The organism is Cytobacillus sp. FSL R5-0569 (assembly GCF_038007265.1).
GTDB lineage: Bacteria > Bacillota > Bacilli > Bacillales > Cytobacillaceae > Cytobacillus > Cytobacillus kochii.
Map to the genome: position 1 here is coordinate 1,328,685 of NZ_JBBOWW010000001.1, position 23,417 is coordinate 1,352,101.

General features: G+C 36.5%; 22 protein-coding genes. 16 read left to right on the forward strand and 6 right to left on the reverse strand.

Going from position 1 to position 23,417, the window contains the following annotated elements:
• Window positions 1–413 precede the first annotated feature (413 nt).
• Both MKX78_RS06900 and MKX78_RS06905 read right to left on the reverse strand, forming a co-directional pair.
• Window positions 414–962: a hypothetical protein gene (locus MKX78_RS06900; RefSeq protein WP_095370036.1), complete on the reverse strand. Its 549-nt coding sequence runs from the start codon at window positions 960–962 to the stop codon at window positions 414–416.
• The gene (locus tag MKX78_RS06905) at window positions 959–1,336 is read right to left on the reverse strand and encodes a hypothetical protein (RefSeq protein WP_095370035.1); all 378 of its coding nucleotides are present in this window, start codon (window positions 1,334–1,336) and stop codon (window positions 959–961) included. Before MKX78_RS06905 ends, MKX78_RS06900 begins: the two co-directional genes overlap by 4 nt.
• Window positions 1,337–1,604: 268 nt before the next feature.
• Between MKX78_RS06905 and purU the strand changes: the two genes are divergently transcribed.
• From purU to MKX78_RS06925, 4 genes are all read left to right on the forward strand, one after another.
• Window positions 1,605–2,504: a formyltetrahydrofolate deformylase gene (purU, locus tag MKX78_RS06910; protein WP_307318016.1), complete on the forward strand. Its 900-nt coding sequence runs from the start codon at window positions 1,605–1,607 to the stop codon at window positions 2,502–2,504.
• Between the two features lie 231 nt (window positions 2,505–2,735).
• Window positions 2,736–3,455, forward strand: coding sequence for a DUF5058 family protein (locus MKX78_RS06915; RefSeq protein ID WP_307318013.1), 720 nt, complete (start codon window positions 2,736–2,738; stop codon window positions 3,453–3,455).
• A 12-nt stretch (window positions 3,456–3,467) separates the two neighbouring features.
• Complete coding sequence (locus tag MKX78_RS06920) at window positions 3,468–4,160, forward strand: small-conductance mechanosensitive channel (protein ID WP_307318012.1); 693 nt, start codon at window positions 3,468–3,470, stop codon at window positions 4,158–4,160.
• Window positions 4,161–4,180: 20 nt separating this feature from the next.
• Window positions 4,181–5,602, forward strand: a complete 1,422-nt coding sequence (locus tag MKX78_RS06925; RefSeq protein WP_341050347.1) for an amidohydrolase — start codon at window positions 4,181–4,183, stop codon at window positions 5,600–5,602.
• Between the two features lie 89 nt (window positions 5,603–5,691).
• Here the strand turns inward: MKX78_RS06925 and shc are convergent, their stop codons facing one another.
• Entirely contained in the window at window positions 5,692–7,569 is a 1,878-nt protein-coding gene (gene shc, locus MKX78_RS06930) for a squalene--hopene cyclase (RefSeq protein WP_341050350.1), read from the reverse strand.
• 174 nt (window positions 7,570–7,743) lie between these two features.
• On the opposite strand from shc, the gene MKX78_RS06935 reads away from it, so the two are divergent.
• The 4 genes from MKX78_RS06935 to MKX78_RS06950 all read left to right on the forward strand — a co-directional run bounded on the left by MKX78_RS06935 (window position 7,744) and on the right by MKX78_RS06950 (window position 12,731).
• A complete protein-coding gene (locus MKX78_RS06935) occupies window positions 7,744–8,814 on the forward strand; it encodes a DUF2515 family protein (RefSeq protein ID WP_233435344.1) in 1,071 nt (356 codons plus the stop codon).
• Window positions 8,815–9,105: 291 nt separating this feature from the next.
• Window positions 9,106–10,296, forward strand: a complete 1,191-nt coding sequence (locus MKX78_RS06940) for a hypothetical protein (RefSeq protein WP_095370029.1) — start codon at window positions 9,106–9,108, stop codon at window positions 10,294–10,296.
• A gap of 31 nt (window positions 10,297–10,327) precedes the next feature.
• On the forward strand, window positions 10,328–11,554 hold the full coding sequence (locus MKX78_RS06945) for a Zn-dependent hydrolase (RefSeq protein ID WP_370873394.1): 1,227 nt from the start codon (window positions 10,328–10,330) through the stop codon (window positions 11,552–11,554).
• A gap of 1 nt (window position 11,555) precedes the next feature.
• Complete coding sequence (locus tag MKX78_RS06950) at window positions 11,556–12,731, forward strand: amidohydrolase (protein ID WP_307318008.1); 1,176 nt, start codon at window positions 11,556–11,558, stop codon at window positions 12,729–12,731.
• An 83-nt stretch (window positions 12,732–12,814) separates the two neighbouring features.
• On the opposite strand, the gene MKX78_RS06955 is transcribed toward MKX78_RS06950, so the two are convergent.
• The gene (locus tag MKX78_RS06955) at window positions 12,815–14,095 is read right to left on the reverse strand and encodes a PucR family transcriptional regulator (RefSeq protein WP_095370026.1); all 1,281 of its coding nucleotides are present in this window, start codon (window positions 14,093–14,095) and stop codon (window positions 12,815–12,817) included.
• 137 nt (window positions 14,096–14,232) lie between these two features.
• On the reverse strand, window positions 14,233–15,699 hold the full coding sequence (gene putP, locus MKX78_RS06960; RefSeq protein WP_095370025.1) for a sodium/proline symporter PutP: 1,467 nt from the start codon (window positions 15,697–15,699) through the stop codon (window positions 14,233–14,235).
• 393 nt (window positions 15,700–16,092) lie between these two features.
• Here putP and MKX78_RS06965 point away from each other — a divergent pair, with 393 nt between their 5' ends.
• The 8 genes from MKX78_RS06965 to MKX78_RS07000 all read left to right on the forward strand — a co-directional run bounded on the left by MKX78_RS06965 (window position 16,093) and on the right by MKX78_RS07000 (window position 22,189).
• Window positions 16,093–17,241 carry an ABC transporter substrate-binding protein gene (locus tag MKX78_RS06965; RefSeq protein ID WP_095370024.1) on the forward strand — a complete coding sequence of 383 codons (1,149 nt, stop codon included), beginning with the start codon at window positions 16,093–16,095 and terminating at the stop codon, window positions 17,239–17,241.
• 30 nt (window positions 17,242–17,271) lie between these two features.
• Window positions 17,272–18,147 (forward strand): branched-chain amino acid ABC transporter permease, encoded by an 876-nt coding sequence (locus tag MKX78_RS06970; protein WP_095370023.1) that lies wholly within the window; start codon window positions 17,272–17,274, stop codon window positions 18,145–18,147.
• 15 nt (window positions 18,148–18,162) lie between these two features.
• Complete coding sequence (locus MKX78_RS06975; protein ID WP_095370022.1) at window positions 18,163–19,140, forward strand: branched-chain amino acid ABC transporter permease; 978 nt, start codon at window positions 18,163–18,165, stop codon at window positions 19,138–19,140.
• Window positions 19,112–19,885, forward strand: coding sequence for an ABC transporter ATP-binding protein (locus MKX78_RS06980; protein WP_341050353.1), 774 nt, complete (start codon window positions 19,112–19,114; stop codon window positions 19,883–19,885). The genes MKX78_RS06975 and MKX78_RS06980 overlap by 29 nt, the downstream gene beginning before the upstream one ends.
• Window positions 19,878–20,588 carry an ABC transporter ATP-binding protein gene (locus tag MKX78_RS06985; protein ID WP_095370020.1) on the forward strand — a complete coding sequence of 237 codons (711 nt, stop codon included), beginning with the start codon at window positions 19,878–19,880 and terminating at the stop codon, window positions 20,586–20,588. Before MKX78_RS06980 ends, MKX78_RS06985 begins: the two co-directional genes overlap by 8 nt.
• Before the next feature lie 349 nt (window positions 20,589–20,937).
• Window positions 20,938–21,507 (forward strand): TetR/AcrR family transcriptional regulator, encoded by a 570-nt coding sequence (locus MKX78_RS06990; protein ID WP_157733756.1) that lies wholly within the window; start codon window positions 20,938–20,940, stop codon window positions 21,505–21,507.
• Window positions 21,508–21,533: 26 nt separating this feature from the next.
• Complete coding sequence (locus MKX78_RS06995; RefSeq protein WP_095370018.1) at window positions 21,534–21,878, forward strand: DMT family transporter; 345 nt, start codon at window positions 21,534–21,536, stop codon at window positions 21,876–21,878.
• Window positions 21,878–22,189, forward strand: coding sequence for a DMT family transporter (locus MKX78_RS07000; protein WP_095370017.1), 312 nt, complete (start codon window positions 21,878–21,880; stop codon window positions 22,187–22,189). Before MKX78_RS06995 ends, MKX78_RS07000 begins: the two co-directional genes overlap by 1 nt.
• A 44-nt stretch (window positions 22,190–22,233) precedes the next feature.
• On the opposite strand, the gene MKX78_RS07005 is transcribed toward MKX78_RS07000, so the two are convergent.
• Window positions 22,234–23,070 (reverse strand): squalene/phytoene synthase family protein, encoded by an 837-nt coding sequence (locus MKX78_RS07005; protein ID WP_095370016.1) that lies wholly within the window; start codon window positions 23,068–23,070, stop codon window positions 22,234–22,236.
• Between the last annotated feature and the right edge of the window lie 347 nt (window positions 23,071–23,417).

Here is a 23,417-nt window from a genome sequence, read left to right on the forward strand (position 1 = left end):
ATAGGAGTATTTTGACATTAATATATCACGATTATTCATTTTCTTCTTAGAAACTTAAGCAACGTTAGAGAGTTATGTAGCTTTTGCTCTATTTTTTATCGAAATATCTTTATAAGTAGGGGAAAGTCGACTTTTGCTCAATTGAAGAATTTATGCTTTATGTAAGTGTAAATCGAGTTTGTGCAGCTAACATTGTAGAATGCATGATTGATGACTGAGCAAATCAAATTTGCGCAGCAATCTTTCCGATTTTTACACATGATGACCGACAAATTGAATACGAGCAGTTAACTATCTGAAATCGCTCTGATTGGTATGAGGAAACAGTTGCTACTCACTATTTGTTTATGAACGAAGAGTTAGGAAGGCAATAAAAAAGCACCTGATGACATCAGATGCTTTTCCCATGATGGTTATTTCTTAAATACCTTATTTACAAGTTCGTTCATTGACATGTCACTATTTACTTCAAAAGTCCCTGGACGTAGATCATTTTCTAGACCCTTTTTCTCTACGGCATCAAAGAAGTCTTTACCATTTTTAATGATTTTTGCAGACTCAAGTGCATTACCGACGTCGATACTAGTCATACCAGAGGTAACTGTGAGCATCGTACGGTAAACAGCTTTTTCATTTTCATTTTCTTTTGCATCGTTAAGTTGCTTTTTTAGCTTTTCATTTTCTTCTTTAACAGAAGCGATATCTTTCATATCTTTATTAATATTGTTCCATTCTTCTTCACTATGAATAATAAATCCTTGAGATTGTAAGGCTTCTTCCATCTCTTCAGTACTAAGTTCTTCTTTGGTTGCTTCTGCGGGTTGATCGACTTCTTCTGTTGCTTTTGGCTCGGCAGCTTCTGTTTGTTTGCTTTCGGCCGGACTAAGGAAATAAGTAATCCCGAGAATGACTGCTGCGACAATTAAACCACCAGCAAAGCTGCGCATCGTTTTCTCACTCATTGAGCTACTTTACTCCTTTCCGTACTACGTTTTTCGTATGGAGCTAGTAGGTTATTCACTTCTTGTAATGACATCTTTAGTTTTTGAGCGATGCTTTCGTTGGAGTATCCTCTTCTATGTAGGTCAATCATTTCACGTAGAAGTAATCTATGATCCGATTGTACTTCAGATGTACCTGCTTCTACCGCTGTTATCTCAGCATCTATTTCCATGAATTTTACTTTTTGCTGTAGTTGGTGAATTTCATCCATTAAGGAAAAAGAAACCTGGTCAATATGTTGTTCTTGTTCTGATTTCGATTGTTTACCCTTAACAAATGATAAAATGAGCAACACAACAGCTGCACCAAGTAAAATGGCTAATACCCATTCCATCTTATAATTCCTCCTTATATGAAACTATTATCCTGTGATTTTATAATTATACCTTCCTTTTTGTCGAAATACGATTATTTATGTCAAAAATGCCACTAAAGTCATATTTTTGTAACATAAAAACACAGGTTGCATGCTCCTATTATAGTATAAGAGAATGGGGTCTAAATTCAAGCAATGTACAATGAGTGTGTTTTTTTTTGCAAAAGGTTTGCGTCTTTATGAAAGAAAAGGTTAAAATGCAATAAATAGTTTGAAGGAGTGCAACATGAATACATTATTTAATAATCAAGCAAAAGTTTATAAAGAGAAAAATAAAAACAGGGGTCGCTTGCTCATCAAATGCCCTGATCAACCAGGGATTGTCGCCCACATTTCGAAGTTTTTATTTCAACACCAAGCTAATATTATCGAATCCAGTCAATATTCCACTGATCATGAAGGTGGCAACTTTTTTATGCGCATTGAATTTGAGTGTCCTGAACTTCCACAAAAATTTGGACAAATGAAAGAGTCATTTATAAATGTTGCTCAAGATTTTGATATGGAATGGAAGTTACAACAAAATAGTGAATTAAAAAGAACGGCAATCTTTGTTTCAAAGCAGCTCCATTGTTTAAGAGAGATACTATTAGAATGGCAGAATGGCGACATGATGATGGAAATTCCATTAGTTATCAGTAACCATCTAGAGGCAAAAGAAATTGTTGAGTCATTAGGAATTCCTTTTTACCATATCCCTGCTTCGAAAGAAAATCGTGAAGAAGTGGAAACAAAGCAGCTACAATTACTTGAAGAGTATAATATAGATGTTGTCATTCTCGCTCGTTATATGCAAATTTTGACGTCTCGATTTGTTTCTGCTCAAGCTAATAAAATCATTAATATTCATCATTCGTTTCTACCGGCATTTGTTGGTGCGAAACCATATGATCGTGCCTATGCTCGCGGAGTGAAGATTATCGGTGCAACTTCACATTATGTAACCAATGATTTAGATGAGGGGCCGATTATCGAGCAAGATATAAGTCGAGTTGATCATAGGGATGGAGTAGAGGACTTGAAGAGAAAAGGAGCCTCAATCGAACGCAGTGTTCTAGCGAGAGCAGTAAAGTGGCATCTTGAAGATCGCGTGATTGTATATGGTAATAAAACCGTTGTTTTTTAAAAATAAATCGTAATACCTAAATCGGGGAGTTTTCCTCGATTTTTTTATTCTAATAAAACGGTGAAAGCGTTTTATTGTTCAAAAAGAATTATTAAAGTAAGTAAAAATCCTTATCTTTGCGGAGTTTTAATTGTTAGATTTCCTTACATCATAATTGACAGCTTGTATAAATTGTTTTTCAATATAACTATCATAAAAAAACAGAAAATTATAAATTTTAGGAGGATGATGATGGAGGAGGCAATAAAAATAGCAAGCCATCCAGTTGTGTGGATTATCTCACTTACAGTCATTGGTGTAGTCATTTTCCAAGGAATTAAATTTATTCAAATGGCAAAGAAAACAAGTGAAAGTGTAGGTCTAAGTAAGCAAGATGTTAACAGCGCTTTAAAAGTTGGGATGATTAACGCAATAGGTCCTTCATTTGGGATTGTGGTTGTAGCTGTATCTTTAATTACTTTACTAGGTGACCCTTTAACATTAATGAGAATAGGCATTATAGGTTCTGCTGCTACTGAATCGATGGGCGCCAATTTGGCTGCAACCGCTTATGGAACAGAACTTGGATCTGAAAGTTTTACTGCAGAAGCGTTTGCAACTGTCGCATGGGTTTTATGTATTGGTGGATGTGGTTGGCTACTCTTTGTCTTCTTATTTACTAAATCATTAGCAAAGATTGAAAGAAAAGTATCAAATAAACAACAAGCAGATGGCAAACTCCCCATTATGATGATTGTGTCAAGTGCGGCTATGCTTGCGGTTTTTGGTAACTTTGTTGCAGGTGAAATATTCAAAGGGGTGGAAACAGCTATTGTTGCTTTAGCAGCGGCTACTGCGATGCTAATCGTGAGTTTTATTGCAAATAAAAGTCATCAACTCAAATTTTTACATGAATGGTCATTAGGTGTATCGATTATTGTTGGTTTAACAGTTAGTTATTTTGTCCTTTAAGGAGGGAAAAGTATGGCGGTTTCCGAAAGTAATATAGCAGCTAAAAAAAATGAGGTGATTCATTCATATGAAATGTATACTTTTCATCAAAAATCACATTTCTGGGGACGCCTAACTATTGGGTTGGTCATTGTATTGACTATCTCACTTCCTCTATATCTATCCTTTGTATTAGGTATACATCCCGGTTGGCAACCAATTATTACTGGGTTGATAGCTTATGCTGCCGCCATCGGGTATGCCTGGTTTATGGAGCCAATATCATATTATCCAACTTTAGGGATATCTGGTACCTATCAAGCCTTTTTAACAGGAAATATTGCTAATATGTGCTTGCCTTCTGCTGCGGCAGCTCAAAATGCTGTTGGTGCTGAACCTGGAACGAAAAAAGGTGAAATTGTTGCGGCTCTTGCAATAGGAGCAACATCATTAATGAATATGGCCATATTAATTTTCATTATTGTTTCTGGATCTTATCTCGTATCAATTATTCCGGAATCGATTCAAGGAGCATTTATATATATTGTTCCTGCTATTTTTGGAGGTATATTTGCGCAGTTTGCCCTTAAGAAGCCGTTATACGGAGGTATTGCATTATCAGTAGGATTATTTGTAAATCTAATACCTATTCCCACTTTTTTTAAAGGAATTATCTGTATCATCTTAACTATCATCATTTGTATATCATTAGAGAAAAGAAAGTAATTATAAAGGAGGAATTTATAATGATCAAAGAAGAACTTATAGATTGGATAAAAAATAAAGAAGAATTTTTTTCAGATATGGCAAAAGATATATGGAATCATCCACAAGTTGCTTATGAGGAAGAATACGCATCGAATTTACAAAAACAAGTCTTACAAGAAGCAGGGTTTGACATTCAAGAAAACGTAGGAGGAGCACAAACAGCATTCGTTGCCGAATATGGAAGCGGGAAGCCTGTTATTGGAATATTAGGAGAATTTGATGCCTTACCAGGACTTTCACAAGCGGTATCTACAAACAGGGAAGAGATTATTAGTGGTGGACCTGGACATGGATGTGGACATAATTTGTTAGGAACCGCTGGTGTGGAAGCTGTTATCGCGATGAGCGAAGCAATGAAAACGAGTGAAATAAATGGAACGATTCGTTATTATGGATGTCCTGCAGAAGAAGTTCTTTCTGGGAAAACATTTATGGCAAGACAAGGAGTATTTAATGATTTAGACTGTGCATTAACTTGGCATCCAGGTGTAGCGAATTTTGTTGTCAATATGTCAATGCAAGCAATGGTTTCGGTAGAATATCAATTTAAGGGAATAACTGCTCATGCTGCTGGAGCTCCGCATGCAGGGAGAAGTGCATTAGATGCCGTGGAATTAATGAATGTTGGAGCAAATTATATGAGAGAGCATGTATTAGATGGCTCAAGGATACATTATGTCATTACTAATGGCGGCCTTGCACCTAATATCGTACCTGATCAAGCAAGTGTATGGTATTATTTGCGTGCAACTACGAAAGAACAAGTAGATAGTATGTTCAACCGATTAGAGAAAATTGCACAAGGTGCAGCACTAATGACTGAAACAAAAGTTGAGCATCAAGTGAAGGCATATGCGTACAATGTCTTGCCTAATGACACACTTAATAAGGTAATGTTAAAAAATATGGAAGGTGTGTCTTTTTCATTTAATCAAGATGAATTAAATTTTGCAGAAAAGTTGGTAGCAACAGTCGATAACGAAGTTGTTGAAATGTCCAAGAAGCAGTTCGGTATTGAACTAGAAGATCTATTACCAACGGATAAAAATCATTTCAAACATTTGAAAGGGCAATGTATAGGGGGATCAACAGATGTTGGTGATGTAAGTTGGATTACACCTGTAGGTCAAATCATGACAACTTGTGCACCAGTTGGTGTTCAACCCCATTCTTGGCAAGCTACAGCTTCTTATGGGTCCTCCATTGGACTGAAGGGGATGCATTTAGCAGCAAAATCAATGGCATTAACTTTATTTGATTTATTGACGGATACAAATTTAATCGATGTGGCAAGAGAAGAGTTTGTTAAAGAGACTGCTGGAAAGAAATATGAAGCAGCAATTCCTGATGATTTACGACCACCATCGTTAAAAAGTATGAAAGAATTAGTTCGTATGTAGCAGGGAAGTTGATTGGATAGGAATTATTGTGTAGATAAGCCTTAACAATATTCATTAGAATTGCTAAGGCTTTTTTTGTTTTGATTTCCTCATTCCTCTCCATATTTCTCACGATAATGTGATAAGGCTAAAAGAGGGAAAATGTAACGGTAACTGTGATAATGAAAATAAATCGCACCAGCGAGGCCTTGCCCTGCTGGGTAGTCTTCGCTCCAATCGTCATTGTCCAAAGATGTGAGGAGGTATTTTATGCCTCTTTTAATTGTCTCATCTGGCTTCTGACTTACCGAAATTAATGCATCTATGGCCCATGCAGTATGTGTGAGCGTACTATCACCTAATGGAATATATTTTTTTTGTTTATCACTTAAAGCGGATTCCCCATAACCTCCATCAGCATTTTGAATGGATCGTAGCCAGCTTGTAGCCTTCTTGATCATTTGACTTTTATTATCATATGCAATTGCTGATAATCCCGTAAGAGCTGCCCAAGTCCCGTATATATAGCAAATGCCCCATCTGCCATACCATGAACCGTTCTTTTCTTGGTGTGTTTTAAGCCATTCAATACTTTTGTCGAAATGAGAATGTTGGTGTGGCATTTGTGTGTAATTGCCTAAAAACTCCATGGCTCTTCCTGTTAAATCGGCACTGCTTGGATCGGTGAGAATAAATTCACTATCTTGGATTGGTACTAAAGCTAGTAACTTATTATTGGTATTCTTTTCAAAAGCTGGCCAACCGCCATCATCATTTTGCATGGAAACGAGCCAATTCACGCCTAAATTCCAAGCCTCTTTTATGTTATCATCGATTTTTGCAGAGTTTGTAATTGCACGAAGAGTGGCTGAGGTATCATCAGTATCTGGCTGAAAAGTGTTAATGTTAGAAAATCCCCAAGCTCCTGGTTTTGTCTTGGGATTATGAATGATCCAATCTCCAAATTTATATTGTTGTCTACTAAGTAAATAATTAGTTGCTTTCTTTATCATTGGATCATTTGGTGTTAATCCAGCTTTTTGTAAAGAATAACTGAGCAAGCTTGTATTCCAAACAGAAGCAGTAGTGAATTGGATATGTGTATGACCCTTTACTTTTGTCTTGAATCCGTATAATCCTTTTACCGCATTCTCAATTAACGGATCATCTTTTTTATGTCCTAATGAAAGTAATGCAAACACCATTAAAAATGTCGAGCTAATATAGCCAAATAAGGTCCCGTCAGGTTCTAGGTGATTCATCATATATTGTTTTGCACGGCTCATACTCAGTTGGTGTAACTCTTGTGGTAGGCCTATAATTTTCTTAATACTTGATTTGATTGTTTTGTGTATGGTTCGCCATTCAGAGGAACGGGACCAACTAAAATTTGCTTCCTCTCTCGAAGTGAACAGATCTGATAAATCTGGACTGCTGGCTGTTCGAAAACGAAACTTCTTTTCTGCGATAATCATAATGGGAACTATATTTGCTCTGCCGTATACGGAGATGCTATAGAAATTAATTGGCATGATAGGTTGGATGAGCATTAGTTCAATTGGTAGGGGAAAGAACTTTGGCCATTCATACTGTCCTGTGATGGTAAGAATCAGCTTGGTTAGGAAATGGGTTTCCTCTATGCCCCCTTGTTGTAAAATGAATCGTTTTGCTTTTTTCATTCGATCATCTTTTTTATCGATATAACCAGAATACAACAATGCATGATATGCCTCGACAGTTAAGGAAAGACTGCCTCCTCTTTCATCGTAATAATGTTTCCATGCTCCGTTTTCCTCTTGTTTACTTAGTATCCTTTTAACCAATTGTTTTATCATCTCTTCATCATCAATTTCCAAACTTCTTAATAAAATAATCATATACGTATCAGTGGATATACTAGATTCAAAAGGATATTCCCAAGTACCCGAAGTTGTTTGGTCAGCTCTTAAAGTAGTAATTAAATGATTGATTCCATTTGAGACCTTCATGATATTCACCCTTTTCGTTACTTTTCCTAACAATGTAAGCAATATTAATACATGAGTATTCATTGGACAAAATTATCATTCATAATGGTGGTGTTTTCCATATTTTTAATTCATAAATGGCGAAGAAAAAGCTTAAAATCTTCTATTACTAGGAGAAAGCTAAAAAAAGAATTAGTGACCTTACTAAAGAAAAACAAGCAGAACACAATAAATGAACTTAATCTTGACGAACAACAGATTCTAGAAAAGATAAACCAACAAACAACAGCTTGTAATCTCAATAATGTGACAAGAACAAATGCTTATCTCGCGTTTTATTTGAAATACCCCCAAGTGCATTGGGCTTTGCTAGCCCATTTCGTCTCCAGAAATGCGGGTTGGAATATGACAGATTTAAAGGGGGATTTATTATCAAAGATATTAAGTGAGACAGAACAGAATGCGTTCTTTCAATTTATGGAACGAGCCAATTGGTTGATTTTTCAAGATGCATATCCACAGTTATTGCTATACGAGGAAAGTGTCAGACAAAGTAAGCCGTTATTTCATTTGCTCTCTCATTTAGGAGTTTCTTCATTTATGCAAGCCGTATGGTCCATTTTTTGGCAGCAAAAGCAATCACATATCCTTACACATGCGCTTATTATTAATGAACAAAACTATATAGAAAAAAGAGTGGTACAAAACCCAATTTTTAAAGAAGAAGTGACTTCAACACTTGAGTTCAAATTACAAGATGTTTTTGCTTTTAACTATATTCTTTTTCCGTATCAGACGCATGGAATATCACAGTTAAAAGGGTTAGTTGTTCATTTATTTACAAAGTTGAATCAGAGAATAGAATTAGGGTATAAATTGTACACACTTCTATACGAAAACCCTTCTCAACTACGAAGCTATGTGAAGTGGGCGAACCAACATCCCCATACAGGGTCAAGAAGTGATTACTGGAGGAATGTCTATTGCGTCGTTCAGGAGGGAATACCGACAAAAACCTATAAGCCAAGAATTGCAGATGGTCATTTAAAAAGCGGTGCGAAAAAGTTATTTAGTCCTGTGCTTGTTCATGTATGGAAAGATACTAGTCATAAGAAGCCGGAGGTAGAAGATTGGTTTCAGAATGAGGGTATAGTGAAAATGCTATTTAAAGAAATGAATGTAAAAGATCATAACGTGAAACTGGCGTATATGAAATCCTTAGAAAGATTGGAGCTAGCAGTTGCTGCGAAAAGTTTATTATCGTAATGCAAAGACATACCTTTTTAATTCAGAGGGTATGTCTTTTTTTTGTACAACAATTTTAAATCTTACCATGCCTAGTAGTTTGACAGTAATCGTTTACCTTAACTTATGTTGAAGAGAAGGGATGAACTAGTTAACAATTATATGCTATTTAAGTGAATTTATAGAAATAAAAGCGCTTTCAAATAAAAAGATTATTAAAAATAATAATAAAAGACAAAATGTTCTTTTAATTTAAAAAGGAGCGTGATACTATTGTAAAATATCAAAATCGAATTTAAAGGAGTGGCATGTATGTCTCAGCTAATGGCTTTTGTAATTGTAATTGGAATTTTATTTATTGGGGATGTGGTAGCTACCAGAACAAAGGCATGGGTGCCATCCATGTTTATATGTGCTTCACTATTTCTCCTTGGATATTGGACGTTCTTCCCTACGGATATTGTTGAAGTGGCTGGTATCCCATCGTCTGTAGCAACATTATTAATGTATTTGCTCATTACTAATATGGGTACATTGCTTTCTTTACGGGAATTAAAGCAGCAGTGGAAAACGGTAGTGATTGCTCTTTCTGGAATCTTAGGCATTATTGTCATTTTATTTACAGTTGGTGTACTACTTTTCGATTTTCAAACAATGGTAGTGGCTATTCCACCACTTGTTGGTGGTGTAGTATCGGCATTATTGATGTCAGACGCAGCTGCCGAAGCGGGACTTGTATCATTATCCGTATTTGCCATTGTTATTTACGTTATGCAAGGTTTTGCTGGTTATCCACTGACATCCTTTGTCTTGAAAAAGGAAGGGAAAAAGCTTCTTCAGCAAGTACGTAAAGGGGAATTGAAAATAAAGGATTCTGTCGAGGAGACAGCAGCCACAACTGAAGAAGTAGAATTAAAGTTGTTTAAATGGCTACCTGAGAAGTACAATACAGACTTTTTTAAGTTTTTCCGTCTAGGTATAGTTGCTTTCTTTGCCTATCTTGTGTCAACTGTATTAACCCCGGTCGTTTCAATTAGTCCGTTTGTCCTCTGTTTATTATTTGGTGTGATTGCTACAAGTTTTGGATTTTTAGAGAAGCAGTCGTTACAAAAAGCAAATGGGTTTGGTTTCGCAATTATGGCATTGATGTTATTTATCTTTGATGGACTAAAGCAAGCAACACCAAGTATGATGCTAGAAATAATTTATCCTTTAATTGCAACAATCGTCATTGGTGTAATCGGTATGTATATTTTCTCAATGATCGTCGGTAAAATTCTTAAGGTAAGTAAAGAGATGGCCTTTGCTGTATCTTTAACCGCATTATACGGATTTCCAGCAGATTACATTATTACCAATGAAGTAATTAAATCATTAACAGATGATGAAGAGGAAAGAAATATCCTCACTAGTCATATGTTGCCACCAATGTTAGTGGGCGGGTTTATAACCGTCACGATCGTCTCGGTTATTTTAGCAGGTCTATTTGTCCAATTCTTATAAATTCGCAATCGAAATGAAGGAGTGATGAATGTTGAGTAATGTATTAACTCGAATTGATCAACATATAAAAACACTTGGTAAGTATACAAGTACGCCCGGAAAAGGTACAACGAGACTTACTTATTCAAATGAAGATTTACAAGCAAGAAACTATTTGAAGGATGTCATGAGAGACTACGGATTAACTGTATCGGAAGATGGTGTAGGGAACATTTTTGGTAAATTGGCTGGAGAGGTGAATGGACCAAGCGTTTTAATCGGCTCTCATTTTGATTCTGTTCCACATGGTGGTGATTATGATGGCCCTGCTGGGGTGGTAGCTGGATTGGAAGTGGCAAAACTATTCCAAGAGAATGGCATTAAACCTAAGTATCCATTGGAAGTTGTGGCACTAGTAGAAGAAGAAGGGTCAAGGTTTGGTGGCGGGTTAATGGGATCTAGAAGTATAACAGGTAAGCTTACAGACCAGACATTTAGAGAGTTGGCGGATTCACAAGGAGTTTCCACAGTTGAAGCGATGAAGAGTATTGGTTTGAACCCAGACCTCGTAAAGAAGCGTGACAGAGATACGATGAAGGCGTACTTAGAACTGCATATTGAACAAGGACCGATTTTAGAAAATGAGAAGACCTCAATTGGTATCGTAGAAGGCATTGTGGGTTTATCACAATTGGAGATAACAATTAAGGGAAAGGCAGGTCATGCAGGAACAACACCAATGGATGGTCGTGCAGATGCGCTTGTAATGGCAGCACATATGATTGCTAAGCTACCTAAGATTGCTGAAACTTACGGAGAGGGGACTGTCGTTACAGTTGGTAAACTATCAGTCTATCCGAATGGAGCAAATGTTATACCTGGGTCGGTTACATTTACGATTGATTTACGGTCAACAGAAGAAGCTAAATTGAAAACTCTACTAGAGGAAACACAAACTTTTATTCGTCAGTTACAAAGTGAGAAAATATCCATCTCTATTGCAGAACAATTATATATGTCACCAACAATATTAGATGATGAGATGAAGAAGCAATTAGAAAAGGGCTGCGAGAAATATAAAATATCTTATCAATCTATTTTCAGTGGGGCTGGACATGATGCCATGGTATTTGCTGAACAAACGAAGGCGGCTATGATCTTTATCCCAAGCAAAGATGGATTAAGCCACTGCCCAGAAGAATGGTCAGACCATCAAGATATTGAAAAAGCAGTATATGTTTTATTTGAAGCAGCAAAACATCTCACGGAGGTGAACTAACATGAACAACTATATTAAAGAGGCAATACTTGCGAGAGCGAATGAAGTGATTCAATTAAGAAGAAAGCTTCATAGTGAGCCGGAATTATCATGGGAAGAAGTAAAAACAACAGAGTTTATTGCTAACTACTTGGAAGATTTACAAGTTCCATATCGGAGAATGAAACCGACTGGTATAGTTGCTGAAATTACTGGCGGTAAGCCTGGAAAAAAAGTAGCTTTAAGAGCGGATATTGATGCCCTACCTGTAGAAGAGCTAAATACAGAATTATCTTACGCATCACAAGTAGAAGGGAAAATGCATGCTTGTGGCCATGATGCACATACAGCCATGCTATTAGTAGCAGCGGATGTTTTAAATAGTATGAAGGAAGAATTAAGTGGAAGTGTTCGTCTTATTTTTCAACCAGCTGAAGAAGCAGCCAGAGGTGCACTAGCAATGGTCGAGCAAGGAGCAATGACAGAGGTTGATCATGTGTTTGGTATTCATATTTGGTCCCAAATGGAGACAAATAAAATTGCTTGTACCTCAGGACCTCAGTTTGCATCTGCTGATATTTTTCATGTAGCTTTTCAAGGCCAAGGGGGACATGGTGCAATTCCACATGATTGTATAGATGCAACAGTGATGGCTTCTTCCTTTGTGCTGAATTTGCAGTCGATTGTTTCAAGAACAATTGATCCACAGCAAGGAGCAGTTGTAACAGTAGGAAAGCTTGAGTCTGGAACTAGATTTAATGTCATTGCTGAAAATGCTAAACTTGAGGGAACCGTTCGTTGTTTTGAACCTGCAGTTAGAGATCACATAGAGGAGCAATTATCTCACTATGCAAATCATGTTGCTGGTCTATACGGTGGCAAGGCAGTGGTTGAGTATACGAGAGGGACCCAAGCAGTAATTAATCATGAGGAGAGTGCTGCGTTAGTCCAAGAGGTGGCAGTCGACTGTTTTGGCCCTGATGTCCTATTTGATGAAAAACCAACAATGGGTGGAGAAGATTTCAGTTTTTATCTGGATTACGCACCAGGCAGCTTTGCGCTTGTAGGAAGTGGAAATAAGGATAAGGATACCGAATGGGCACATCACCATGGTAGGTTTAATATAGATGAAGATGCTTTAGTAACGGGTGCAGAGCTATATGCACAATTTGCCTGGTCTTACTTATTGAAAGTTTAATAAGCTAGCTTCTGTAATCATAAGTAAATCTTAAATGACAATAAAGAAACCAATCATTCAATGATTGGTTTCTTCTTTTCCATTCATAAAGGATTATTATTGTTTAATCCTGAGTTTTGATGGTTGGCTATAATTGATTGTTTGCGCCTCAGTAATTGTAGATCTATAAATAATTGGCATCGTGTATTAAAGTCATCAAAATTAATCGTAGTTAATTGATGTATTTTCTTTAATCGGTACTTTAGCGTATTTTCATGAATGAACAATTCTTCTGCTGTAGGCTTGAGACGACAGTTATTGAGAAGGTAAGCTTCTAATGTATCAATATAATTCGTATGATTATTTTGATCCTTCGTCAATAAAATAACTAAATCTTCATTACTATAATTGGTTTGTTTATTATGTTGTTCAATGATAGCTAAATAGCGTAATGTTTTTAGTTTTCGATAATTGATTGGAAGAGACTGTTCCTTATTAAAAAACATAGCGGTTTGTAAAACCTCAAGAGCCTCTGTATAGCTTTGCCTTAATTTATAGATAGAAGAATACTTATTTCCAATCCCAACGACCAACGATGTATCTGCATATTGCAAACGTATTGACTGTACGAGGTGTTCTGCATTCTCTTCTAAAGAAACATCTTGTTGATCATGACTAGCAAGCAAAACAATCATTTCTAAGTGGTAGAAGAAAATATAGGCAGACTGAGTCATATTATTGACAGATAATCTTACCGTATTAATGATTTCTTCAAAGTTTTTATCATCGCCTTCTTCCACCTTAAATACAGCAACAATAAAAGCTTTAGGCAATGTAACCTTTGCTGAAGCTGCCTCTACCTTTAATTGATGTTTCGTTTGGAATGAGTCTTCGATGACTTTTTCATAAAAATAATGATCTTCTTCAACCTTACCATCTTTAGCGAGCTTGTCACGATTAAGCAAGAATGCGATATGAGAAGAAGCGGCATCCAGGAACGCTAACTCTTTTTCTTTTAACTTAGGTGCTGTTTCTTGTATCCATATATAACCGTAAATGTCATTTTGATAAATAGCGGAAACAACAACCCGTTTATTCAGTGAAATATCTTTCATTGCTTTTATACGAAAAGGTTTCTTATGCTTAGTTAACTGATCAACGATACCTTCATCTGTAAATCTTTCAAAGATTGAGATGGGCCATTGTTTATTAAAGATGGTTTGCTTATTCACTTCATCATAATCCTCGGTAAAATAAGAACTATAGGCAATTAAAGAAAACTGTGCATCTTCAATAACAACAGGTTTTTTAAGTTGGATACTAATCATTTCGGCTATTTCTTCTATATTGGTAGAGGATTCTATTCTATCTAATTGTAAATCCATGCTTTTATCCTCCTTACGATGGACATTCAAGTCACATACCCCATATTATATTAAAAAAGACCTATGAAAGCCAATAGTATAAAAAGAGCAAAAAAAAGACCTAGGCAACTCGCCTAGGACTTTTCACTCTCTAGAAATTAAGATTTAATCACTCGTTGATATTCATCGAAATCTTCTTCCACTTTTTTAGGTGGTTTGCTCGTTAAAAGGCTAACCACAATTATAGCTAATAAGCTGATTAGGAATCCTGGAATTATTTCGTAAAGGGTATCAGATAAACCTGCTGCTGACCAAATGATGACTGTCGCAGTTCCGAAAATCATACCAGCTAGTGCACCCCAACTTGTCATACGCTTCCAATATAAACTAAGTAATACTAAAGGTCCAAATGCAGAACCAAATCCAGCCCATGCATAACCGACAAGATCTAAGATCGTAGAATTCTTTTCCCAAGAAAGATATAAAGCAATTACCGAGATAATTAAAACTGACAATCTACCGATAAATACCAACTCTTTATCAGTGGCCGATTTACGTAAGAAGGAATTATAAATATCTTCAGTAAGAGAGCTTGATGTTACTAATAATTGAGATGAGACAGTACTCATGATTGCTGCCAAAATCGCTGCAATAATAAACCCAGTAATTAATGGATGGAATAAAATCTCGCCTAATAGTATAAATACTGTTTCTGGATCATCGATTGAATATTGAGTATTATTGAAGAAACCAATCCCAACGAAGCCAATAAACATGGCACCAATAATACAAAATACCATCCAAATCATACCCATCCATGTTGCCTTTTTCACGTCTTTTACTGATTTAATAGCCATAAAACGAACAATGATATGAGGTTGACCAAAGTATCCAAGTCCCCATGCTAATAATGAGATGATCCCAAGAAATGAAGTTCCGCGAAAGACATCTAGTAGAGCAGGGTCAATTTCTTTTGCTGTATCAACAGCGACACCTAAGCCACCAATCTCAGTTAAGGCAACAATTGGTACTAATACTAAAGCGATAACCATAATTAAACCTTGAACTAAATCAGTTAAACTAACAGCAAGGAATCCTCCAAATAAAGTATAAGCAATTGTTACCCCTGCAATAATTAAGAGTCCAGTATGGTAATTAAGGCCGAAGATACTTTCAAATAAGACGCCACCAGAAACCATCCCGGATGATACATAAAATGTAAAGAATACTAAAATAACAACACCGGAAACCATTCGCAATATTTTGGCTTTTTCGCCAAAACGATTTTCTAAATATCCTGGAATAGTAATAGAGTCATTCGCAATTTCTGTGTACACACGTAATCGTGGTGCCACATAAATCCAGTTTAATAAGGCACCAACTGTTAATCCTACAGCAATCCAGCCCGAACTTAACCCTGTGGCAAACATAGCACCAGGAAGACCCATTACAAGCCAGCCACTCATATCTGAGGCTCCAGCACTAAGTGCAGTTGTTAATGGTCCTAAATCTCGTCCACCTAGCATATAATCATTTAAATTAGATGTTCTTTTATAGGAGTAATACCCTATATAAAGCATACCTAGCATATAAATTGCTATAGATATTATAATTCCTGTTTCCATTCTTTTTCTCCTTCCACATTCCAATACAATTTTTTCTAGTTTAATAATTAACATTCCAAAAAAAGAGGGAATTTATTTATATAGAAAAGACAATAAAAAAAAGACGTACAAATAGGGCTTCTCCCTCAAAATTTTTTTAGAAAGTCAATTATAGTAACTACCCAAATGCTCACCTTATTAATCATATATTTTTATATGAGCTATATCAATATATTTTCAACACAATGATATGGTCATTCTTTTGTCCCATATAGACAAAAGAAGATAATATTTAGTATATTAATGGATTTGTGTACTGAATTTTTAAAATATTTTATTTACAATGCAATATATTTATATTTTAATAGTAATATAGTTTTGAAAAATGAATTAATTTCTCGGGGGGCAAGGAAAATGAGAGGTTTAATGAAAAAATTGGTAGGATTTACAGCGCTTTCAAGTGTGCTTTTTTTAACCGCATGTGGAGGCGGCGGTAATGAAGAATCAAGTGGTACTGAAGGAGGAGAGGTTTCAGCAGACGTTGGAGTGGTCTCCTTTTTAACTGGATCAGGTGCTGCATACGGTGAAGCTATACAAGGTGGTTTAAAGTTAGCTCAGGAAGAAATAAATGCAAAAGGTGATGTGAAAATCAATCTAATCTTTGAAGATTCAGCAGGTAAGCAAGACCAAGCCTTAACTGCTGCTCAAAAATTAATTAACTCAGATAATGTAACAGCAATTATTGGTCCGACACTTAGTACAGAAATGAATGTCGTTGGACCAGAAGCAGACTTAAGTGGTGTGCCGATTATCGGAACGTCTACAACTGCTGAGGGGATCCCTCAGATTGGCGATTATGTTTTCCGTAATTCTATTCCTGAAGCGTTGGCTATTCCTGCATCAATGCAACAAGCAATAGACAAATATGATGTGAAGAAAGTGGCTATTCTTTACGGGAATGATGATGTGTTTACAAAGTCTGGTTATGACACGATGAAGAAAACAGCTGAAGAAATGGGACTTGAAGTCTTAACGACAGAAACGTTCCAAAAAGGTCAATCGGATTATAATGCCCAATTAACGAAGATTAAAAATTTGAATCCCGATTTAATTCTTGCTTCAGCGCTTTATAACGAAGGGGCAGTCATTATGGACCAAGCACGGAAAATGGGGATTGATGTTCCGTTTGTTGGTGGTAACGGATTCAATTCTCCGGAAGTTATCAATATTGCCGGTGAGTCTTCAAATGGGTTGATAGTAGCAACACCATGGTATAGCGAAAAAGAAGATGAAAAAGTACAGGAATTTGTGACGAAATTTGAAGAGGAACATGGTCATGTTCCAGATCAATTCGCTGCTCAAGCCTATGACGCATTATACATTCTAGCAGATGCACTTAAAAATGCCGGAAGTTCAGATCGTGATGCTGTAAGAGATGCATTAGCAAAAACAAAGGATTTTGAAGGAATTCTCGGCAATTTCTCTTTTGACGAAGAGGGCGATGTATTAATGGACCCTACGGTGTTAGTTATTGAAGGAGAAAAATTCGTTGAATTTAAGTAAGAAGAAAAATGTGTTAGAAGGTGAGACACCGTGTTAATAGAACAATTAATTAATGGACTAACATTGGGCAGCATTTATGCAATTGTTGCCCTTGGATTTACTTTAGTATTTGGCGTTTTAGGTATTATCAATATGGCACATGGCGAGATCTTTATGTTTGGAGCATTTATTGGAGTAATGATTACATCGACATTAAATGCGCCTTTATGGGTTGCTTTTCTGGGTGCAATCATCATTACGGCTATTATGGGTTACTTATTAGAGAGGTTTGCTTTAAGACCGTTAAGGCATAAACAAGGTGTATCACATCTAGCCCCACTAATAAGTACAATAGGTGTTTCTATTCTTTTAGAGAACTTATCACACCATCTTTTTGGTGCAGGGAATCATCCATTTAGAACAAGCTTTGCTGAAATCAGTTTTCAAATAGGATCAATCACCGTTTATTTAGTACAAATCGTTATTTTCGTCATTTCTATCGTGTTAATGCTCGTATTAACATTTTGGTTAGGTAAAACAAGAGCTGGAAAGGCATTAAGAGCCACGGCAGAAAATCTAGAAACGGCGAGTCTCTTAGGTGTGGATACGAAAAAAACCATCCTGATGACAGTAATCATTGCTTCAGCCATGGGTGGAATAGCTGGTATATTGGTCGGAATGGCTTTTAACTCAGTAACGCCGCAGATGGGTCTATCAATGGGCTTAAAAGGTTTAGCGATTATCATTCTTGGCGGAATGGGCAGTGTGAGAGGAGCCATGTTCGGTGGCCTCATTTTAGGATTAGCGGAAACCTTCATCGTTGTATACGGAGATTCAGGCTATCGAGATGCTATTGCATTCTTAGCTATTATTATTATTCTTCTCATTCGGCCTCAAGGGTTGTTTGGCCAGAAAATTTCAACGTAAGAAGGTGAACGCAGGATGCTAGCAGAATTAATTAATCCGTACTATTTACAAGTAGGTTGCTTTATTTTAATTAATATTATTTTAGGTATCAGTGTATATATAACACTATCAACAGGACAGTTATCATTGGCGAATGCTGGTTTCATGGGAATTGGCGCTTATACATCAGCACTATTAACGATTCATTTTGAGTTGCCTATTATCATCGGTATTATCATCGGTGCATTAGTTGCCGCTTTATGTGGAGTACTTATTGGTATTCCAACATTAAGGCTTCAGGGTGTTTATTTAGCCATTGTAACCTTAGGTTTTGGAGAAGTTATTCGTGTGATTTTTGTCAATTGGGAAAGCGTAACGAATGGCTCAGTAGGTATATCAGGAATCCCTCATATAGGAAGAGAAATACTGAAAACATTACAAGGATTTGGTTTTCAACCGAGCTCTATTGGATTACAAAATAATCAATTTATATTTTTAAGTATTTTTATCCTTCTGTTATTAATTACCATTTTTGTGATTTGGTTTTTCAGAAGACAGCACCAATCAAGAGTGGGAAGAGCTTTTGCTGCTATCAAATTAGATGAAAAAGCTGCGGAATCAATGGGAATCAATATCACTTATTATAAGGTTTTAGCCTTTGCACAAGGTGCACTTGTTGCCGGTTTTGCCGGGGCAATGTATGCTCATATACTTGCTTATATTAGCCCTGCCGATTTTGCCTATCATCGTGCGGTTGAAATTTTAATCTTTGTTGTGTTCGGTGGTAGTGAAGTGATTTGGGGTCCAATATTCGGAGCATTCTTCTTAACATTAATGCCTGAGGTGCTAAGGTTTATTAGCGAGTATCGTTATATGATTTATGGACTGATTATCATTATTATGATGGCTGTCCGCCCACAAGGACTTATCGATGTGCCATTATTGAAGGCTTTAAGTAAAAAGGGTAGAAAAAGGGGGCAGAAGCATGGTACTGGAAATCACAAAAGTATGTAAAAATTTTGGTGGATTAAGTGCTTTGACTGATGTTACCTTCTCAATAAATGAGGGAGAAATATTTGGTTTAATAGGCCCTAATGGTGCCGGTAAAACAACGATGTTCAATTTGATTACGTCTATGTTTACACCAACTTCAGGACAAATTACTTTTAAAGATGAAGATATTACAACGATGAAATCACATAACATTACCGAAAAAGGGATATGCCGAACGTTTCAAAATATCCGTTTATTCCCTGAAATGTCGGCCCTTGAAAATGTCATGGTCGGGCAGCATTCCCGCACTCGCTCAGGTGTGTTAAAAAGCGTCTTTCGTACAGCTTCACAAAAGGAAGAAGAAGCAAAAATAAAAGGTATAGCAGAAGAACTTTTAGACTTTGTCGGATTATCTACTTTTTCTGATGTTACTTCAGAAAATCTCGCCTATGGACAACAAAGGCGGCTCGAGATTGCACGTGCACTTGCTAGTGAGCCAAAAGTACTCCTGCTTGATGAACCGGCAGCTGGTATGAATGAGACTGAAACAAGCGACCTGTTTGATTTAATTAAGAAGATTCAACAGAAGGGCATAACGGTTTTAATTATTGAACATGATATGCCACTTGTGATGAAATTATGTGATCGCATAGCTGTATTAAACTTTGGCAAGAAGATAGCAGAAGGTACTCCGATTGAGATACAGAACCACCCAGAAGTAATTGAAGCTTATCTCGGTAAGGAGGAGGAAGATCAATATGCTTGAAGTTAGTGGTATTCATGCCGGTTATGGGAAAATTCAAGTGTTAAAAGATGTATCGCTAGAAGTGGAAGAAGGAACGATTGTCACCATCTTAGGGGCAAATGGCGCTGGGAAATCAACCACAATGAAAAGTGTATCCGGATTATTAAAACCTTCGGCAGGGAAGATCTCTTTCCTTGGTGAAGATGTAACGGGGTTACGCCCTGATCAGCTCTTAAGAAAGGGTATTGCCCTCGTTCCTGAGGGGAGACAGATTCTTGCAGGCATGACAGTGCTAGAGAATTTAGAAATGGGTGCTTATCATAGGAAGGATACGGAGATAGACTCAGATTTAAATAAAATGCTCGAGCGCTTTCCTATTTTGAAGGAACGAGAAAAGCAGCTTGGGGGAACATTATCTGGTGGTCAACAGCAGATGCTTGCAATTGCTCGTGCGATTATGAGTAGGCCGAAATTGTTGCTATTAGATGAGCCTTCAATGGGATTGGCTCCACTTGTTGTTGCCGATATTTTTAAAATCATTAAAGAGATTAATCAATCAGGAACGACTGTATTGTTAGTAGAACAAAATGCGAGACAAGCTCTGAAAATCTCAGATAAAGGTTATGTGCTTGAAACTGGAAAAATGGTTGCAAGTGGTAATGCAACAGAGTTATTAAGTGATGCGCGTATTATGGAAGCGTATCTTGGAAAGAAATCAAGTTAAACTAATGTAGTTCAACTTAGCATATAATCACATCCGAAGACTAGAGGAGATCGTTTAAAAAACGGTCCCTCTGGTCTTTTTATTTTGTGAATTTGTCTCAGTTTGATATTTGTAGTGATTATTGTCAATTTATAAAAACAAGTGACAATAAATTGGAAGCGAGATGAAAAAGGAAATTTGGAGATAATGAGAAGGTGGGGCTTCATAGGGGTTTGAGGAATTGATCAATTTCTGTAAGGCAAGATGGGCAATAATTGAAAGTGAAGTAACCAAATGTCATTATTGACTTTCATATTATCCTGTGAAATAATCTACCTAACGGTCGTTAGTTGAAGGGGTGTGATAATTGGTGAGTGCAGAACTTATTCGTGATGTTGCGCTAGTCCATTTCGCAGATAAGGGATATGAGGGAGCATCTTTACAGGATATAGCCACAGATGTAGGTATTAAGAAACCGTCGATATATGCTCATTTTAAAGGAAAAGATGACTTATTTTTACATGTTGCAAACTATGTGTTTCAGCAGGAAAAGCGGAAGATGATTACCTTATTTGCTTCGAGGAAAGATCATTCATTAGAAGAGAATTTAGTTTATTTTTTTGATTGGATTGTCGAGGAAAACAAGCATAACGAGCATGCAAAATTCTTACTGAGGGTGTCTTACTTCCCTCCAGCGAAACTTTATAATGAGTTAATGCGAATAGTCAATCCATTCTTTGCAGATATGGAACGGTTGTTAGCAAAATATATGAGGAAACACTCGAGTGAAGAAAATGACCAAAAGAAGTATCTAAAGGAAGCACTTGCTTATATTACGATTGTTGATGGTGCGGTTATTGATCTTATTTTTAATGGAGAAGACAGCTATTACAGAAGAGTTCGTGCTATCTGGCCGATATACTTTAAAGGCGTACAATGATAAACAACTAGAAAGAAGGGGTATAGATGACTAGGCATTGGTTACTTGTATTTTTAGCAGGCGTGTTAGAGGTTGGTTGGGTTTCAGGATTAAAATATGCTCAAAACACACTGGAATGGATTGCTACTGGAATTATAATTACATTAAGTTTTATAATATTAATTCTTGCTACGAAGCATTTACCAGTAGGAACTGTTTATGCAGTATTTGCTGGTTTAGGTACGGCGGGTACAGTAATAGTAGAAATGGTCGTTTTCGGGGAGCCATTTAAATTGATGAAAGTACTATTAATTATTATGCTTCTAGCAGGTGTGGTCGGGTTGAAGTTATTATCTGACCGTGCACCGGTTGAGAAAGGAGGATCTCAATAATGTACTGGATTGCCTTAGTTGTTGCAGGGTGCTTTGAGGTTCTCGGTGTATACCATTTGAAGAAAGTAGCTGATAAGCAATGGAAATCTATTATTTTCCTTGCTTTATCATTTGCGATCAGTTTTTCTTTACTTTCATTTGCAATGACGGATATTGCTATGGGTACTGCTTACGCTATCTGGACTGGAATAGGTACCGTTGGAGCAGCGATAGTAGGAATGGTCGTTTTTAATGAACCGAGAGAATGGAAAAGACTTGTTTGTATTGCGCTTATCTTAGGCGCAGCAATTGGATTAAAATTAATCTCCTAGATGTTAAAATAAAAGGCAGCGAAGTTTACAGTCGCTGCCTTTTATTATGATGTTTTCTTTATTACTTTATTAACAGTTTCATTTACTTCATCACGAGTCATTTTTTCTCGACCGTCTACTAACGCTTTTAATGTTCCATGGGCAAGTGAAAGTGGTATTTGACAGAAATTCACGATTGTCTCTGTCTCGATACTCGCTACGTATTCGTCAGCTCGAGATAGATTTTTATGCGCATAATCAAACATATCGTCTAGGCTATAACTATCTGGGAAAAAGCTTACACCGCGTTCTGCATCTTCTTTATAATTTCTTAAAATGTTAACAGCTTGAAGTCCACGACCGAAACCAATTCCAAGCTCTTTATCAGCTTCAGTTCCGTCATACCATTTCCATATGTCGGTTAACATCACACCAACTAATCCAGCAACTGTATACGTATATTGATCAAGGTCCGCTTCTGATTGTATTTGCCAATCTTTATCAACCCAATCACCCATCCCAGATGCCATGATTGCAGTTGACTCAACTACTTTTACTCTAATTTCATCTGGACAGAAAGAAATCCAATCATATAGGCGAAGAGTAACTTCTGGTAATTCGTTTTCAAATGGCTTGAACATCTTAATAAAGGTTTCTTTATTGTATTGAGCGGATTGAAGGACGTCACCGATATTATGCAATAGTTTGCTTTTTAAAGCTGGTTCCAAATCAGGATGATCTTCAATTTCATCAATTGCGCGCATACAAAGGTAAGCAGATGCAACGGTTTCTCGTAACTCTGTTACTAATAAGCTGATTGGAATGAAAAAAGTACGGCTTGTCTCCCTTAATGTTTCAATAACATCATTATGTAATTGTTGGTCGTGATTCGTATTTTTCACCTTTTATCGCATCCTTTAGTTTTATAATTATAAGTAAGTTACTTTTTTAACCATTTTGAGAATACAATACACATGACATGATGCATGTTAGTATATGGATTACAAAGAAAATTTAGTCGTATAGTTAAAAAATCCCTTATGATTGAATAATAGGTTAAATGCTTAGTAAGCATTGAAAAATGTTCAAGGTAAGTATGCTAAATTGTGTTAAAAACGAAGAACAACTTTTGAAAAAGTCAATGTTCTCTACCTCTAAAAATTTTAACATAACATTAAAGAAATAAAAATCAGAATGAATTATTTAAAAATTATGTAAAAAGGTATATGATAGTTCATATCTATTTAGT

Coding starts and splice junctions, on each gene's coding strand:
- MKX78_RS06900 (WP_095370036.1), bottom strand. CDS start 962: ATGAGTGAGAAAACGATGCGCAGCTTTGCTGGTGGTTTAATTGTCGCA.
- MKX78_RS06905 (WP_095370035.1), bottom strand. CDS start 1,336: ATGGAATGGGTATTAGCCATTTTACTTGGTGCAGCTGTTGTGTTGCTC.
- purU (WP_307318016.1), top strand. CDS start 1,605: ATGAATACATTATTTAATAATCAAGCAAAAGTTTATAAAGAGAAAAAT.
- MKX78_RS06915 (WP_307318013.1), top strand. CDS start 2,736: ATGGAGGAGGCAATAAAAATAGCAAGCCATCCAGTTGTGTGGATTATC.
- MKX78_RS06920 (WP_307318012.1), top strand. CDS start 3,468: ATGGCGGTTTCCGAAAGTAATATAGCAGCTAAAAAAAATGAGGTGATT.
- MKX78_RS06925 (WP_341050347.1), top strand. CDS start 4,181: ATGATCAAAGAAGAACTTATAGATTGGATAAAAAATAAAGAAGAATTT.
- shc (WP_341050350.1), bottom strand. CDS start 7,569: ATGAAGGTCTCAAATGGAATCAATCATTTAATTACTACTTTAAGAGCT.
- MKX78_RS06940 (WP_095370029.1), top strand. CDS start 9,106: ATGTCTCAGCTAATGGCTTTTGTAATTGTAATTGGAATTTTATTTATT.
- MKX78_RS06950 (WP_307318008.1), top strand. CDS start 11,556: ATGAACAACTATATTAAAGAGGCAATACTTGCGAGAGCGAATGAAGTG.
- MKX78_RS06955 (WP_095370026.1), bottom strand. CDS start 14,095: ATGGATTTACAATTAGATAGAATAGAATCCTCTACCAATATAGAAGAA.
- putP (WP_095370025.1), bottom strand. CDS start 15,699: ATGGAAACAGGAATTATAATATCTATAGCAATTTATATGCTAGGTATG.
- MKX78_RS06965 (WP_095370024.1), top strand. CDS start 16,093: ATGAGAGGTTTAATGAAAAAATTGGTAGGATTTACAGCGCTTTCAAGT.
- MKX78_RS06975 (WP_095370022.1), top strand. CDS start 18,163: ATGCTAGCAGAATTAATTAATCCGTACTATTTACAAGTAGGTTGCTTT.
- MKX78_RS06980 (WP_341050353.1), top strand. CDS start 19,112: ATGGTACTGGAAATCACAAAAGTATGTAAAAATTTTGGTGGATTAAGT.
- MKX78_RS06985 (WP_095370020.1), top strand. CDS start 19,878: ATGCTTGAAGTTAGTGGTATTCATGCCGGTTATGGGAAAATTCAAGTG.
- MKX78_RS06995 (WP_095370018.1), top strand. CDS start 21,534: ATGACTAGGCATTGGTTACTTGTATTTTTAGCAGGCGTGTTAGAGGTT.
- MKX78_RS07000 (WP_095370017.1), top strand. CDS start 21,878: ATGTACTGGATTGCCTTAGTTGTTGCAGGGTGCTTTGAGGTTCTCGGT.